Source organism: Streptomyces sp. NPDC001920, from assembly GCF_053594495.1.
The window spans coordinates 243880-258754 of sequence record NZ_JBSFEP010000002.1; the positions used below are offsets into that span (position 1 = coordinate 243880).

Consider the following 14875-nt stretch of genomic DNA (forward strand, 5'->3'; position numbering starts at 1 on the left):
TCGGGGCGTTACCCAGCGGGCATGAACAGGTGTACGAGGCAACGACTCGCGAGTAGCCGGGGAGGAAGGGAAAACCGTGACCGAGGGGGCCGGCATCCCGTGCGGGGATCTGCCGGACGGCCTGAGCGCGGCGGAGGCCGGCATGTGGCAGGCCTTCCGCAACGGCAGCGTGTACGACCTGAGCAGCGGGGACACGGTCGTCGACGATCCGCACGGCGGACACCCCTGGGGCGACGAGCGGACCGTGCGCGCCCGGATCGTGTGCTGGCTGCTGCTGGACGGGCCGCCCGCCCTCGCGGGCCGGGTGTCCGCGCTGAAGCTGGTCGGCGTGCGGATCAGCGGCACGATGGACCTCGCGGGCGGCACCGTGGTGCCGTACGTCGAGATGCGCGGCTGCCGCTTCGACAAGGAGGTCCGGCTGCCGGAGGCCCGCTTCACGACCGTACGGATGGTGGACTGCGCGGTGCCGCGTCTGGAGGCCGCCCGCGTGCACACCGAGGGCGACCTGCATCTGCCGCGCTGCCGCTTCCACAACGGGGTACGGCTCACCGACGCCCAGATCGGCACCGACCTGCTGCTCAACCAGGCGATCGTCTACCGCGACCGCAGCGGTCGCTCGATCGCCGCGGACGGCATCACCGTGGGCCAGGACCTGCAGGCCGAGATGCTCGAGTCGCACGGCGAGCTGAGTCTGCGCGCCGCCACCATCGGCGTGTCGCTGAGCATGCGGGGCGCGAGGCTCGTCAACCCGTACACCCGGCTCGCGCTCAACGCCCCCCAGCTGACCGTCGGGCGCACGCTGTACCTGACGCCGGCCGGTGTCGGCAGTCCGATGCTGAGCGGCCGCACCCCGGCGCGCGGGACGCGCATCCAGCGCTTCGAGTGCCAGGGCGGGGTGCGGCTGGACGACGGGCGGTTCGGCGACGCGGTCGACCTGGAGCGGGCCCGGTTCGCCTTCACCGACGAGCAGGAGCTGTCGCTGCGCCGCATCCAGACACCCGAGCTGCGCTTCCTCGGGGAGCGGCCGGAGCGCGGCGGGGTGGTGCTGTCGGGGGCACGGGTCGTCAACCTGATGGACCGGGCGGACGCCTGGCCGGGCCCCGGCCGGCTGCACATGGGCGGCTTCACCTACGAGAACCTGGTGCCGCGCGGCCCGTTCCCGCTGGAGCAGCGGCTGGAGTGGGTGTCCGCCGCGACCGCCGAGTACACCCCGGAGCCGTACGAGCTGCTGGCCACCGTGCTGCGGGCCGGCGGCGAGGACGAGGACGCGCGCGAGGTCCTGCTCGCCAAGCAGCGCCGCCGCCGCGAGACCCTGCCGCTCGCGGCGAAGCTGTGGGGCTACGCGCAGGACTGGACGGTCGCCTACGGCTACCGGCCGGGCCGCGCGGCGGTGTGGATGGCGGTGTTGTGGGCGGCGGGTTCGCTGGCGTTCGCGCGCGCCGCGCCTCCGCCGCTCAAGGGCGGCGAGCATCCGGCCTGGAGCCCGGCCCTGTTCACCCTCGATCTGCTGCTCCCGGTGATCGACCTGGGCCAGGTCGGGTTCTGGCAGCTGAGCGGCGGCCGGCAGTGGCTGGCCGCCGCCATGATCCTGCTCGGCTGGATACTGGCGACCACCGTGGCGGCGGGGGCGACACGGCTGCTGCGACGGAGCTGACACCGCCGGGTCGCGAAGACCGGTGACGTCGCCGGGCTGAACTCATGAATGTCCGACAGTGGTTGAACACTTGACCTTTTACTGCTTCTTGACCCATCCGGATACAACTTTTCATGGGTTGCCCGTTCCCTCTGGCGCGGGCGCGACCACCCGTCTTTCAATGGTCGGCACCATGGCTCTGCTGCTCCCGTTCGGCCGCACCCCCCGGACGCCAAGGACCGTAGATCACCCGGCCGACGGGCTCCCCGCCGACTCCGAGGTGCTCCTCGACGCGCCCGACGACCACCTGGGGCCCGCGCTGGTCGCGGCCGGACGGGGCGCCTACGACGCCGCCGCCGAACTTCTCGCCGCCACCCGGGCCCGTTCGCGGTGGGAGTGCCGGGACGGATATGTACTGCGCCTCGCCGCCTTCGCGCGCTCGCGGCCGGAGTGGCTGCAGAGCTGGAGCGCCGCCGCCCCGCACGACCCGGACGCGCTGCTGGTCAAGGCCCAGCTCGCGGTGGACCGCGCCTGGCAGTCGCCGGCCCGGGCCGAAGTGCTGCGCGGCCTGAGTCCCCTGATCACGGCCGCCGCCCGCGCCGACGACCGTGACCCGGTGCCCTGGCGGATCGCGCTGGACCACGCCCGCGGCTCGCGTGCCGGGCACACCTACTTCGGGGAGGTGTGGGAGGCGGCGCTGCGCCGGGCCCCGCTGCACTACGGCTGCCATGTGGCGGCCCTGCGCTATCTGGCCTCGTCCTGGCACGGCTCCCACCGGGAGTGCTTCGACTTCGCCGACCGGGCCGCACAGGACGCCCCCGCGGACTCCCTCGTGCAGGCGCTGCCCACCCGGGCCGCCTTCGCCTACCTCACCGACGGCTGCGGTCCGGGCGTGCCGCCGGAGCGCCTGGACGAGGCGGCCGACCGCGCGATCGCGCTGTCCGCCCGCTTCCCGGCGGCCGACCTGTGGCCGGCCGCGGTCCGCAACAAGCTGACGTACGTCCTGGTGCGGCTGGGCCGCTGGGAGGACGCCCTGGAGCAGCTGCGCCTCATCGGCCCCTACGCCACGTCCTTCCCGTGGAACCGGTTCTCGCAGGACCCGCTCGACGGGTTCCTTCGGGTGCGCGAGGAGGTGCGGCTCCGCGCGACGCGAGCGGCCGGAGCAGGGGCCGGCCATCCACGAAATGGGCACCCCGAACGCGTTCACCCCGGTGACCACTAGGCTTTGGCGCCGTGACCGTCCGCCTTCCGCTCTTTCCCCTGAGCTCGGTGCTGTTCCCGGGACTCGTGCTGCCGCTGAACGTCTTCGAGGAGCGGTATCGCGCCATGATGCGCGAACTGCTGAAGACCCCCGAGGAGGAACCGCGCCGTTTCGCCGTGCTCGCGATCCGCGACGGCCACGAAGTGGCCCCGAGCGCGCCCGGCATGCCGGACCCCACGGCTGTGCCCGAACGCGGCCCCGCCGCCGGCTTCGGCGAGGACCCCGTCAGGGCGTTCCACCAGGTGGGTTGTGTGGCGGACGCGGCGACGATCCGGGAGCGGGCCGACGGCACCTTCGAAGTGCTGGCCACGGGGACGACCCGCGTCCGTCTGCTCTCGGTGGACGCGTCGGGCCCGTTCCTCACCGCGGAGTTCGAGGAGCTGCCGGAGGAGCCGGGCGACGAGGCGGGGGCTCTGGCGGAGGGGGTGCTGCGCGCGTTCCGCCAGTACCAGAAGCGTCTGGCGGGTGCCCGCGAGCGCTCCCTGTCCACCACGGCCGACCTCCCGGACCAGCCCGCGGTCGTCTCCTACCTGGTGGCGGCCGCGATGATGCTGGACACGCCGACCAAGCAGCGCCTGCTCCAGGCACCGGACACCGCGTCCCGGCTGCGCGACGAACTGAAACTCCTTCGCGCCGAGACCTCGATCATCCGTACGCTGCCGTCGCTGCCGGCGTCCGACCTCACGCGCGGGCCCACGAGCCTCAACTGAGCGGCGGGCGCACGCGGGACACGAGGGCGGAGCCGGGAAAGTCGGGAAGGTCGGCGGAGTTGGCGGGCATGGCGAAGAAGTCGAAGAAGCAACAGCAGCAGTCGGGCGGCACACCCGCGACGGTCGCCCTCACGGCGGCGGGCGTCGCGTACACGACCCACTCCTACGACCACGACCCCACCCACCCGTCCTACGGCGAGGAGGCGGCCGAGGCGATGGGGGTGTCACCGGACCGGGTGTTCAAGACCCTGGTGGCGGACGTGGACGGAAAGCTGACCGTGGCGGTGGTACCGGTCGCCGGCCAACTGGACCTCAAGGCCCTCGCGGCGGCGGTCGGCGGCAAGCGGGCGACCATGGCCGACCCGGCGCTGGCCGAGCGCACCACGGGCTACGTCCGGGGCGGCATCTCCCCCCTGGGCCAGCGCAAGAAGCTCCCGACGGTCCTGGACGCGTCGGCCCTGGCCCACCCCACGGTCTGTGTCTCGGCGGGCCGTCGCGGCCTGGAGGTGGAGCTCTCCCCCGCCGACCTCAGCGCGCTCACCGACGCGACCCTGGCCCCCATCGGGCGTGCGTGACCCCTCGACGAACCCCGCGCCCTCGGTTAAGTACCAGGGACATGTCGAAGAAGACGCGGAAACGCAAGTGGCGCATCAAGAAGGGCCGCTCGAACCACGGACGCCGCCCGGCATAGATCACCGGCCGCCTCCAGGGGGCGCCGCCCCCTGGCAGGGCCCCGGCCGACGGTGCCGACGCGCGACGCGGCGCGACCCCTACGCCGGCGGCGGCCCGTACGGCCCCTGCTGCGGCTGCCCCTGCGGATGCTGCTGATACGGATCAACCTCGCGAGGCCCGAACAACCCGGTCAGCCCCAGATGCACCATCAGGGCGGCCAGCGGCCACGCCAGCCACGCCCCCTTGGCCCCCAGCTTCAGCGGAGCGGAGAACGTCACTCCCTTGCCCGCATCCTTCGCGTGGGCGATCACGTCCCCCGTGGGCCCGAGCCACACCCCGACCCGCCAGGCCAGCAACGACCCGAGAAAGCCCCCGACAGCCAGCGCCACCACCAACGGCACGCCCCCGCGCCGCCGCCAGAGGAACACCGCGACCGCGCTGACCAGCCCGAACGCGAGCGCGAGCAAGGTGAACGTGCCGTCCACCCCGATCGCCTGCTCCCCCTCGGTGTCCTTGAAGTAGACGACCCAGCTCTTGCCGACGACGTCCCCGACCAGGGGCACGCTCGGCGCCAGCCACCACCACAGCACCCCGAGCAGCGCCCCGGCCAGGGCGACCAGCACCCCGACGACGGCGGCCTCGCGTACTTCGGTCTTCATACCGGGACCGTCCTGTCCGTACGAGCCGGATATGCCGTACGCGTCGGGGGAACCGTGCGGTCCGGGCCCGCCGTACGGGCCCTGTGCGCCGTGACCGGCGCCCTGCGGTACGGAAGCCGTGTGCCCGGCGCCGGGCGGCTGCCAGGCCTGGTTCGAGGACTGGTCACGCGGCGGCGGAGGAGGAGTCAGCGGAGCGGTCACCCTGCCATCGTGCCAAACAGCCTTGTGCGGCGCGTCACCGGACGGCCGCCCGGCGGTACGCCCAGGTGGCGACGGCCAGCGAGACCACGCCGACCACCCCGCACACCGCCAGGTCACCGAGGACGAAAGCCCAGTCGGGCCGCTCCCCGAAGGTCCGGGCGAAGGCCTCCACGCCGTACGTCGACGGCAGCAGATCCCGCGCGAAGCGCACCACGTCCGGCATCCGGTCGGCCGGCAGCACGCCCAGCAGCAGCGCCGCCGACATCCCCAACTGCCCGAGCAGCGTGGCCAGTTCCGGCCGGGGCGCGAGCAGCCCGAGCGCCGCCCCCAGCCCCGCGAGCGCAGCCCCGGCGAGCGGGATCACCGCGACGAGCACCCACAGATGCGCCATCGGCAACCCGAACAGCACGCACCCGAAGACGGCCGTCACCACGGTCCCCGGCACGGTGAAGGAGGCGTACGCCCCCGCCGCCCCGAGCACCACCGCCGCGGGCGGCACCGGCAGCGTGGCGTAGTGGTCGAGCCCGCCACTGGCCCGCAGCTGCCCGAAGTACTGCGCGAGCAGGTTCAGCGCGACGAAGGCGACCACGAGGACCGAGGACCCGGCGACCACGGCCTGCGCCTCGGCACCGCCGTCCACGACCCCGCGCATCAGGATCATGATCCCGATCGACTGGAAGGTCGCCACGAACAGCAGCGGGATACGCGCCACCCGGGCCCGGGACAGCTGCGCCCGGTACACGGCGCACAGCGACGGCCACAGCCGCGCACGCGGGCCGAGCTCGGCCACGACCGGGCGGGTCGACTCGTCCACGGCCAGGGCGCTGCCCGGCAGAACCTCGGCGGGTACGACACTCACGTGGCGCTGCTCCCTTTCACACGGGGGATCACTGGGGAGACGGCCCTGTTCCGTCGGGTGGCCCTGGCCCTGTTCCGCACGGACACGGATACGGATACGGATGTCTGCGCGCTCAAGCCTTCACCAGCCCCTGCTGCGCCGCCCCGCCCAGAGCCAGGTACACGTCCTCCAGGCTGGGCGTGGCGAGCGTGAAGTCGTCCAGCGCAGCGAAGGCGGCCCCGCCGGTGACGGTGGCGACGACCGCGCGGGCCTCCTCGGGGGCCAGCCGCAGCGTCCAGCGCCGCCCGGACTCCACGACCCGGTCCCGCAGCGCGGCCACCTCGGGCACGTCCAGGGGTGCCCGGTCCCGCCACAGCAGTTCGACCCGCACCTCTCCGGCGACTCTTTCCTTGAGCCCGGACGGCGTGTCACAGGCGATGACGCGGCCCCGGTCGAGCACCGCGACCCGGTCGAGCACGGTCTCGGCCTCGATGACGTTGTGGGTGACGAGCAGCACGGTCGTGCCGTGCTCGGCGCGCCGCCGGTCCACGGCCGACCACACGGCCCGCCGTGCGACCGGGTCCATCGCGGTCGTCGGCTCGTCGAGCACCAGCAGCGGCCGCTCACCGACCAGGGCGGCGGCGAAGCAGGCCAGCCGCCGCTGCCCGCCGGACAGCTTCCTCAGGGGCCGCCCGGCGAGGGGCGTGAGCCCCAGCTCGTCGAGTACGGCGTCCCGCTCGTCCCGCGCCCGCCGTACGTCCAGGCCGCGCAGCCGCCCGGTGGTCTCGGCGGCGAGCGAGACGGTCAGCTCGTCGAGGGCGGTCGACTCCTGCCCGAGGTAGGCGAGGATGCGTGCGGCCCGCTCCGGGTGGCGCACGATGTCGTGCCCGAGGATCTCGACGCTCCCGGTGTCGGGCCGCATCAGTCCGGTGAGCTGCCGGACGAGGGTGGTCTTCCCGGCGCCGTTCGGGCCGAGCAGCCCGAAGATCTCGCCGCGCCGGATGTCCAGCCGTACGTCGTCGGTGGCCCGGACCTCGGGCGTTCCCGGCGCCCCGCGCCGCCCCCGCACGGCCGGATAGGTCTTCGTCAGCCCGCGCACGGCGCACACGACATCACCACTGTGCCGATGTGCCTGTGTCACGCGCGTACTCACAAGGAACGAGACTACGGGGTCCGGAACCCGCGGCCGCCCTCGGGTCCGACCAGTCGGCACAATTCGACCGCTCGCGAGGCGCTCAGTCCCCGGCGGAGGCGTGCTCCGCCGCCGTCCGCACATCGATCTCCCGCCAGAACCCGGCCCGGATCGCGTACCGGTCGTGCTCGTCGATCTGGTCGTCCTTGTGCGCGAGCAACCCGAACCGGGCCGCGTACCTGAGCAGCTCACCGTCGATGCGGTGGGGGATCCGGGGATACATCCCGGACAGCCGCTGCAGATGGCCCTGGTCGCTCAGCCGCTCCATCCAGCGCCGCGCGAAGACCTGACCCACCTCGAACGGATCGCCGCCGACCGTCGTGATGTCCTCCTCCCGGTCGGCCCACCGCTGCTCCGCCGTGGTCAGCTGCGCGAGCGTCGGCATGGAGGCCGCCTCGGGCGACTCGCCCGCGACCCCGGGCCGGTCGACCCATCCCTTGTCGGAGGACCAGCGCAGCGTCGCGCTCGCCGGGGGCTGGGCGGGCTGCACACCGGGCGCGCGCAGGGCGGCGAGGTCCTTCGGGGTGGGCACGCCCTTGGGTGCCGGCACCCGCTCCTGCGTGCCGTTGCCGGAGGCGGCGACCGCCGGGGCGTGCTCGCCCTCCTCGGCGGTCCGCTCGGGCGCCGAGGCGAGCGCGGAGTCGGGCAGCGGCGCGGACAGGATCGCGGCGATCTCGGGCCGGGGCGCGGGCGGCGGCGCGCACACCCCGGTGAGCTCCTTGGCGCGTACGGCCTTGGTGATCCACGTGCGGTCCAGCACGCGCCGCTCGTCGGCTTCGGCGACCAGGTCCTCGGACTGGTTGTAGTCGCCGTCGGCGGCCTGCACGGCCCACAGGTGTACGGCGACGCCGTGCTCCTTGGCCGCCATCATCCCCGGCAGCAGATCCCCGTCGCCGGTCACCAGCACCACGTCCGAGCAGGCGCGGTTGCGGGCCAGCTCGGTGAGCTCGGCGTGCATCGCGGCGTCCACGCCCTTCTGCGCCCAGCGGCCGTCGCTGCGGGTCAGGGCGCCGAGCCGGACGGTGACCCGGGGCATCACGCGGAGCCTGCGGTGCTCGGGCTGGGGGACGCGGTCGGGGGCACCGTCGAACCAGTAGATGCGCAGCAGGGGCTGCTGCGTGTCGGACTCGGCACGTTCACGCAGGCCCTGGATGAGGGCGGTGTGGTCGACAGTGATCCGCGACCGGGAGGGCTCCCCGGCGAGGAGGCTGGCGGCGGCCCCCAGCAGATACCCGGCGTCCACCAGGACGATGCAGCGGTCCACGCGACTCACCCTCTTCCTGGGAGGTTTGCTTCGGGCTTCCTTCGAGTCTGCCCGACCGCGCGGGGGTTAACGGGCCGAACTCGATCTTCGGCGTGGCGTTTCGGGGCATCGCCGCGACGGCGCGCCATGCCTCGCGCCCCGACAACCGGCGTTACACACGGTAATTATCCGAAATGCAGTCTTTGTCAGCCTATGTGAATCTGGTCCCGGCCCTGGCCCCTAGATCCCCCACAGGAGGCATCACCATGGCCAAGAACAAGAAGCAGGACCGGAAGCAGCCGCAGTCCGCACGTGGCGGGCAGCAGGCCGCCCAGCAGACCCTGCTGGAGCCGCAGCCCGAGCAGCACGCCACGCCGGTGACTCCCGGCGACATGGCCCGCAAGGGCCGGCAGAAGCGCTTCGGTCACAACTGACATCTGCATAACGGGTTGTTGAGACCCAGGCACACGAAGAGGGGCGCACCCGTGCGGGTGCGCCCCTTGCGCGTGTGTGCCGCGCCGTCGCTCAGCCGGCCAGGCAGGACGGCCCGAGCAGCACCTTGAGGTCACCGAACAACGCCGGATCGGGCTTCACCCGGTGCCGGTCCAGCCGCAGCACCGTGGTCTTGGTCGGACCCTGGAGCCTGATGCGGACCTCGCTCTCGCCCTTGTGGTGGCTGAGGATCTCGCCGAGGCGGCTGACCATCGGCGGGGTGACCCGGGTGGCCGGGATGGTGAGGACGACGGGCGCGTTGGTGCCGGCGTTGGACAGGTCGGGGACCTGGAGCTCCATCGCCACCAGCCGCGGCACGTCCTCACGCTTGTCCAGGCGCCCCTTGACGAACACCACGGCGTCCTCGACGAGTTGGGTCGACACGAGCTGGTACGTGGCCGGGAAGAACATGCACTCGATGGATCCGGCGAGGTCCTCGACGGTGGCGATCGCCCAGGCGTTGCCCTGTTTGGTCATCTTGCGCTGGAGGCCGGAGATGATGCCGCCGATGGTCACCACGGCACCGTCCGCGTGCTCGCCGCCCGTCAGCTGGGCGATGCCCGCGTCGGCCTTGTCGGACAGGACGTGCTCCAGACCGAAGAGCGGGTGGTCGGAGACGTACAGACCGAGCATCTCCCGCTCCTGGGCGAGCAGATAGGTCTTGTCCCACTCCTCGTCGGTGAACTGCACGTCGAGCCCGAAGCCGGGCTCGTTGCTCTCCTCCTCGCCCATGCCGCCGAAGAGGTCGAACTGGCCTTCGGCCTCCTTGCGCTTGACCGCGACCACGTTGTCGATCATCGGTTCGTACTGGGCGGTGAGGCCCTTGCGGGTGTGGCCCAGCGTGTCGAACGCGCCCGCCTTGATCAGCGACTCGGTGGTGCGCTTGTTGCAGGCGGCGGCGTCGATCTTGTCGAGGTAGTCGGGGAAGGAGGCGTACTTCCCCTTGGCCTTGCGGGCCTTGATGATCGACTCGACGACGTTCGTGCCCACGTTGCGGACGGCTTCGAGGCCGAAGAGGATCACGTCGTCGCCCTGGGCGGCGAAGTTGTGCACCGACTCGTTGACGTTCGGCGGGAGCACCCGGATGCCCATGCGGCGGCACTCGTTGAGGTAGATCGCCGACTTGTCCTTGTCGTCCTTGACGGACGTCAGCAGCGCGGCCATGTACTCGGCGGGGTGGTTCGCCTTCAGGTAGGCGGTCCAGTAGGAGACCAGGCCGTACGCGGCCGAGTGGGCCTTGTTGAAGGCGTAGCCGGCGAAGGGGACCAGCACGTCCCACAGGGCCTGGATGGCCTCGTCGCTGTAGCCGTTCTTGCGGGCGCCGCCCTGGAAGATGACGAAGTTCTTCTCCAGCTCCTCGGGCTTCTTCTTGCCCATCACACGCCGGAGGATGTCGGCCTCGCCAAGCGAGTAGCCGGCGATGATCTGGGCGGCCTTCTGCACCTGCTCCTGGTAGACGATCAGGCCGTAGGTGACGTCCAGGACCTCCTTGAGGGGCTCTTCGAGCTCCTTGTGGATCGGCGTGATCTCCTGCTGGCCGTTCTTTCGAAGGGCGTAGTTGGTGTGGGAGTTCATGCCCATCGGGCCCGGGCGGTACAGGGCCGACACGGCGGAGATGTCTTCGAAGTTGTCCGGCTTCATCAGCCGGAGCAGCGAGCGCATGGGGCCGCCGTCGAACTGGAAGACGCCGAGGGTGTCGCCGCGCTGGAGCAGTTCGAAGGTCGTGGGGTCGTCCAGCGGGAGGCTGAGGAGATCGATGTCGATCCCCTTGTTGGACTTCACCATCTTGACGGCGTCGTCCATGATCGTCAGGTTGCGCAGGCCGAGGAAGTCCATCTTCAGCAGGCCGAGCGACTCGCAGCTCGGGTAGTCCCACTGCGTGATGGTCACGCCGTCGGTGTGCCTGACCCAGACGGGGACGTGCTCGGTGATGGTCTCGCTGGACATGATCACGCCGGCGGCGTGCACACCCATCTGCCGGACCAGGCCCTCCACGCCGCGCGCGGTGTCGATGACCTTCTTCACATCCGGTTCGTTCTCGTACATCCCGCGGACCTCGCCGGCCTCGCTGTAGCGCGGGTGACTGGGGTCGGTGATGCCGGAGAGCGGGATGCCCTTGCCCAGGACGTCGGCGGGCATGGCCTTGGTGATGCGGTCGCCCATCGCGTACGGGTAGCCCAGCACCCGTGCGGAGTCCTTGATCGCGTTCTTGGCCTTGATGGTGCCGTACGTGCCGATCATGGCGACCTTGTCGGCGCCGTACTTCTCGGTCACGTACCGGATCACCTCGACGCGCCGGCGCTCGTCGAAGTCGATGTCGACATCGGGCATCGAGATGCGCTCGGGGTTGAGGAACCGCTCGAAGATCAGGCCGTGCGGGATGGGGTCGAGGTCGGTGATGCCCATGGCGTAGGCGACGATCGAGCCGGCCGCGGAGCCTCGGCCGGGGCCGACGGCGATGCCCTGCTTCTTGGCCCACATGATGAAGTCGGCGACGACGAGGAAGTAGCCGGGGAAGCCCATCGAGATGATGGTGTCCATCTCGTACTCGGCCTGCTTCTGGCGGTCCTCGGGGATGCCGCCCGGGAAGCGGCGCTCCATGCCGCGGCGGACCTCCTCCTTGAACCAGGTGACCTCGGTGTAGCCCTCCGGGATGTCGAACTTGGGCATCAGGTCGCGTTTCTCGAACATGCCCGTGGTGTCGACCATCTCGGCGACCAGGAGCGTGTTGGCGCAGCCCTGCTGCCAGGCGTCCGAGGAGTCGATGGCGTACATCTCGTCCGTGGACTTCAGGTAGTAGCCGGTGCCGTCGAACTTGAAGCGGTCGGGGTCGGAGAGGTTCTTGCCGGTCTGGATGCACAGCAGCGCGTCGTGGGCGCCGGCCTCGTGCGCGTACGTGTAGTGCGAGTCGTTGGTGACCAGCGGGGGGATGCCGAGCTTCCTGCCGATCTCCAGCAGGCCGTCGCGGACCCGGTGCTCGATGTCGATGCCGTGGTCCATCAGCTCCAGGAAGTACTTGTCCTTGCCGAAGATGTCCTGGTAGTCGGCGGCGGCCTTCAGGGCCTCCTCCTCCTGACCCAGGCGCAGGCGTGTCTGCACCTCGCCCGAGGGGCAGCCCGTGGAGGCGACGATGCCCTCGGACCACTGGGCGATCGTCTCCTTGTCCATACGAGGCCACTTCTGGAGCCAGCCCTCGGCGTAGGCGTCCGAGGACAGCCGGAAGAGGTTGTGCAGGCCCGTCTTGTTCACGGCCCACATCGTCTTGTGGGTGTAGCCACCGGAACCGGAGACGTCGTCCCGCTTCTGGTGCGGCTGGCCCCACTGGATCTTGCGCTTGTTGCGCCGGGACTCGGGGGCGACATACGCCTCGATCCCGATGATCGGGGTGATACCGGCCTTCTGCGCGGAGTGGAAGAAGTCGTACGCGCCGTGGAGGTTGCCGTGGTCGGACATGGCGATGTGCGTCATGCCCATCTCGTTGCACGCGTTGAACATGTCCTTCAGCCGCGCGGCACCGTCCAGCAGCGAGTACTGGGTGTGGACGTGCAGGTGCGTGAACGGCGGCTTCGACACGGTTGCGGCCTCCAAGGCGAACAGTTCTCGACGTGATCCGGACCAGATACCGACGCAGTGCGGACAGTCTGGGGGACAGCGTCGAAGTCTATGCCTCGGCACTGACACTCGGCCCGCTTCCCCGCGTACCTTCATGCGAAGCAGGCGGGCACTCCCTCGCACGTCCGTACGTTGCCTGAGTGGGGAGAGGCTCCGCCCCCCATGTCATGCACCACCTGCACCAGGAGGCACCCAGCGATGTCGGTCCCCCAGCTCAACGACGAGCAGCGCGGCGACGAGATCCTCGCCGTCTTCGACACCGCCTTCGGCGAGCTCCTGGCCGCCGACCCGGCCGCGTTCCGCGTGAAGTTCCGGAAGATGGCCGCTTCGGCCTTCGCGTTCTACCGCGGCACGGCGTGCCTCTTCTACCACGACCTCGACCCGGAGAAGCGGGGCGGACCGTACCTGGACGAGCGCACCTCGCGCGTGTGGATCCACGGCGACCTGCACGCGGAGAACTTCGGCACGTACATGGACGCCAACGGCCGGCTGATCTTCAACGTCAACGACTTCGACGAGGCCTACGTCGGCCCCTTCACCTGGGACCTCAAGCGCTTCGCCGCCTCGATCGCCCTCGTCGGGTACGCCAAGGCCCTCGGTGACGAGCAGATCAGCGAGCTGGTGCGCATCTACGCCGCCGCCTACCGCGAGCGGGTGCACGCCCTGGCGACCGGTGCCAAGAGCGACGAGGTGCCGCCGTTCACGCTGGACACCGCCCAGGGCCCGCTCCTGGACGCGCTGCGCGACGCCCGCGCGCTGACCCGCTTCGGGCTGCTGGACTCCATGACCGAGATCCGCGACTTCGAGCGCCGCTTCGCTCCCGGCGGCGGCTCCATCGAGCTGGACGCGGCGACCCGCTACAAGGTGCTCGCGGCCTTCGACGGCTACCTGGAGACGCTGCCGGACGCCTCGCTGGCCCGACCGGACTCCTACCGGGTGAAGGACGTGGTCGGCCGCCGCGGGATCGGCATCGGGTCGGCCGGGCTGCCGTCCTACAACATCCTGCTGGAGGGCCACACCGACGCCCTGGAGAACGACGTCGTGATCTACATCAAGCAGGCCCAGACCCCGGCCGTCTCGCGGCACATCACGGACCAGGCGCTGCGCGACTACTTCCAGCACGAGGGCCACCGCACGGTGATCTCCCAGCGCGCCCTCCAGGCGAACGCCGACCCGTGGCTGGGCTGGACCGAGCTGGACGGCGCGGGGCAGCTGGTCGCCGAGGTCTCGCCGTACGCGGTGGACCTGGACTGGGGCGACATCGACGACCCGGAGGAGATCGCGGCGGTCGTCGCCGACCTCGGCCGGGCGACGGCCACGATGCACGCCGCGGCGGACGACACCTCGGGCGAGTCGCTGGTGCCGTTCTCCACCGAGCGGGCCATCGACGCGGCGATCGCGGGCGACGAGGAGGGGTTCGCGGAGCTCCTGGTCGACTTCGCGCACGGCTACGGCGCACGCGCGCGTGCCGATCACCAGATCTTCGTGGACCTGTTCCGCAACGGCCGGATCCCGGGTCTGTGACGGAAAGGCCGCATCCCGTCGGCATCCGGCCGCTCACAGGCACCCTTTAGGGGTCTCTTACAGGCCCCCATGACACACTCTCCACACCATGGACATATCCGGGACCCCGCTTCGAGCCGTACGCGCGGCGCTGTTCACGTCACTCGTCGTGACGCTCAGCACCGCGTCGCACGTGCTGCTCTCGCGGGCGCCCCTGCCGTTGAACACGGTGGCCCTCCTCGCGGCCGCCGTGTTCGTCCTGGCCTACGCGCTGGCCGGCCGTGAGCGCGGCTTCGGGCGGATCGCCGCCCTGCTGATCCCGCTGGAGCTGGCCGCCGACACGATCCTCACCACCGGCCAGCACGTCTGCTACGGCAAGGCGGGCGGGCCGGTCGCCGGGCCGCTGGCCTCGGTCGGCTGGGACGTGCTGTGCGGCGACGGCACCCAGGTCGGCACCCCGCTGGCACAGGTCACCGGCACCGACCCCGACAAGCTCGGCGGTCTCCTCGCCCACGCCGACCCGGCGACCGCCTGGTTCCTGCTCGGCGCCCACGTCGGCGTCGGCCTCGTCGCCGCCGCGTGGCTGCGGCGCGGCGAGCGTGCGCTGGCCCAGCTGCTGCGGGCCGTGACCGCGACGACGTTCCGCCCGCTGCTGCTGGCGGTCGCGGCCGTCACCGTACGGCTGGTCCGGCCGGCGCGTCCCCTGCCGCGCCCTGCCCGCCGCACGACCACCGCCCGCAGCCTTCTCCTCGCGCACTCCCTGGGCCGGCGTGGACCGCCGTGCTCGTCCGCCGTCACCTTCGCGTGACCGGCGATCGAGCACACAGACCACCCCTTACGTACTCCGCACACACAGGTG

General features: G+C 71.4%; 12 protein-coding genes. 7 read left to right on the top strand and 5 right to left on the bottom strand.

The features are described 5' to 3' along the window. Positions 1-76: 76 nt before the first annotated feature. From ACWCPI_RS03685 to ybaK, 4 genes are all read left to right on the top strand, one after another. Positions 77-1654, top strand: a complete 1578-nt coding sequence (locus ACWCPI_RS03685; RefSeq protein ID WP_451036548.1) for an oxidoreductase — start codon at positions 77-79, stop codon at positions 1652-1654. A gap of 160 nt (positions 1655-1814) precedes the next feature. Beyond that, positions 1815-2855, top strand: a complete 1041-nt coding sequence (locus tag ACWCPI_RS03690) for a hypothetical protein (protein WP_451036549.1) — start codon at positions 1815-1817, stop codon at positions 2853-2855. A gap of 11 nt (positions 2856-2866) precedes the next feature. Further along, positions 2867-3604, top strand: coding sequence for an LON peptidase substrate-binding domain-containing protein (locus tag ACWCPI_RS03695; protein WP_451036550.1), 738 nt, complete (start codon positions 2867-2869; stop codon positions 3602-3604). A gap of 68 nt (positions 3605-3672) precedes the next feature. Beyond that, positions 3673-4179 (top strand): Cys-tRNA(Pro) deacylase, encoded by a 507-nt coding sequence (ybaK, locus tag ACWCPI_RS03700; protein WP_451036551.1) that lies wholly within the window; start codon positions 3673-3675, stop codon positions 4177-4179. A gap of 195 nt (positions 4180-4374) precedes the next feature. On the opposite strand, the gene ACWCPI_RS03705 is transcribed toward ybaK, so the two are convergent. The 4 genes from ACWCPI_RS03705 to ACWCPI_RS03720 form a co-directional block, all read right to left on the bottom strand. Further along, on the bottom strand, positions 4375-5136 hold the full coding sequence (locus tag ACWCPI_RS03705) for an AAA family ATPase (protein WP_451036552.1): 762 nt from the start codon (positions 5134-5136) through the stop codon (positions 4375-4377). A gap of 34 nt (positions 5137-5170) precedes the next feature. Then, on the bottom strand, positions 5171-5995 hold the full coding sequence (locus ACWCPI_RS03710; RefSeq protein ID WP_451036553.1) for an ABC transporter permease: 825 nt from the start codon (positions 5993-5995) through the stop codon (positions 5171-5173). A gap of 112 nt (positions 5996-6107) precedes the next feature. Then, positions 6108-7082 (bottom strand): ATP-binding cassette domain-containing protein, encoded by a 975-nt coding sequence (locus ACWCPI_RS03715; protein WP_019755798.1) that lies wholly within the window; start codon positions 7080-7082, stop codon positions 6108-6110. A gap of 127 nt (positions 7083-7209) precedes the next feature. Next, on the bottom strand, positions 7210-8430 hold the full coding sequence (locus ACWCPI_RS03720) for an NYN domain-containing protein (protein ID WP_451036554.1): 1221 nt from the start codon (positions 8428-8430) through the stop codon (positions 7210-7212). 245 nt (positions 8431-8675) lie between these two features. Between ACWCPI_RS03720 and ACWCPI_RS03725 the strand changes: the two genes are divergently transcribed. Then, positions 8676-8843 (top strand): hypothetical protein, encoded by a 168-nt coding sequence (locus tag ACWCPI_RS03725; protein WP_451036555.1) that lies wholly within the window; start codon positions 8676-8678, stop codon positions 8841-8843. 91 nt (positions 8844-8934) lie between these two features. Here the strand turns inward: ACWCPI_RS03725 and dnaE are convergent, their stop codons facing one another. Next, a complete protein-coding gene (gene dnaE / locus ACWCPI_RS03730; protein WP_451036556.1) occupies positions 8935-12474 on the bottom strand; it encodes a DNA polymerase III subunit alpha in 3540 nt (1179 codons plus the stop codon). A gap of 237 nt (positions 12475-12711) precedes the next feature. Here dnaE and ACWCPI_RS03735 point away from each other — a divergent pair, with 237 nt between their 5' ends. Beyond that, the gene (locus ACWCPI_RS03735; protein WP_451036557.1) at positions 12712-14037 is read left to right on the top strand and encodes a DUF2252 domain-containing protein; all 1326 of its coding nucleotides are present in this window, start codon (positions 12712-12714) and stop codon (positions 14035-14037) included. An 88-nt stretch (positions 14038-14125) separates the two neighbouring features. After that, the gene (locus tag ACWCPI_RS03740) at positions 14126-14824 is read left to right on the top strand and encodes a hypothetical protein (protein ID WP_451036558.1); all 699 of its coding nucleotides are present in this window, start codon (positions 14126-14128) and stop codon (positions 14822-14824) included. Positions 14825-14875: the final 51 nt, after the last annotated feature.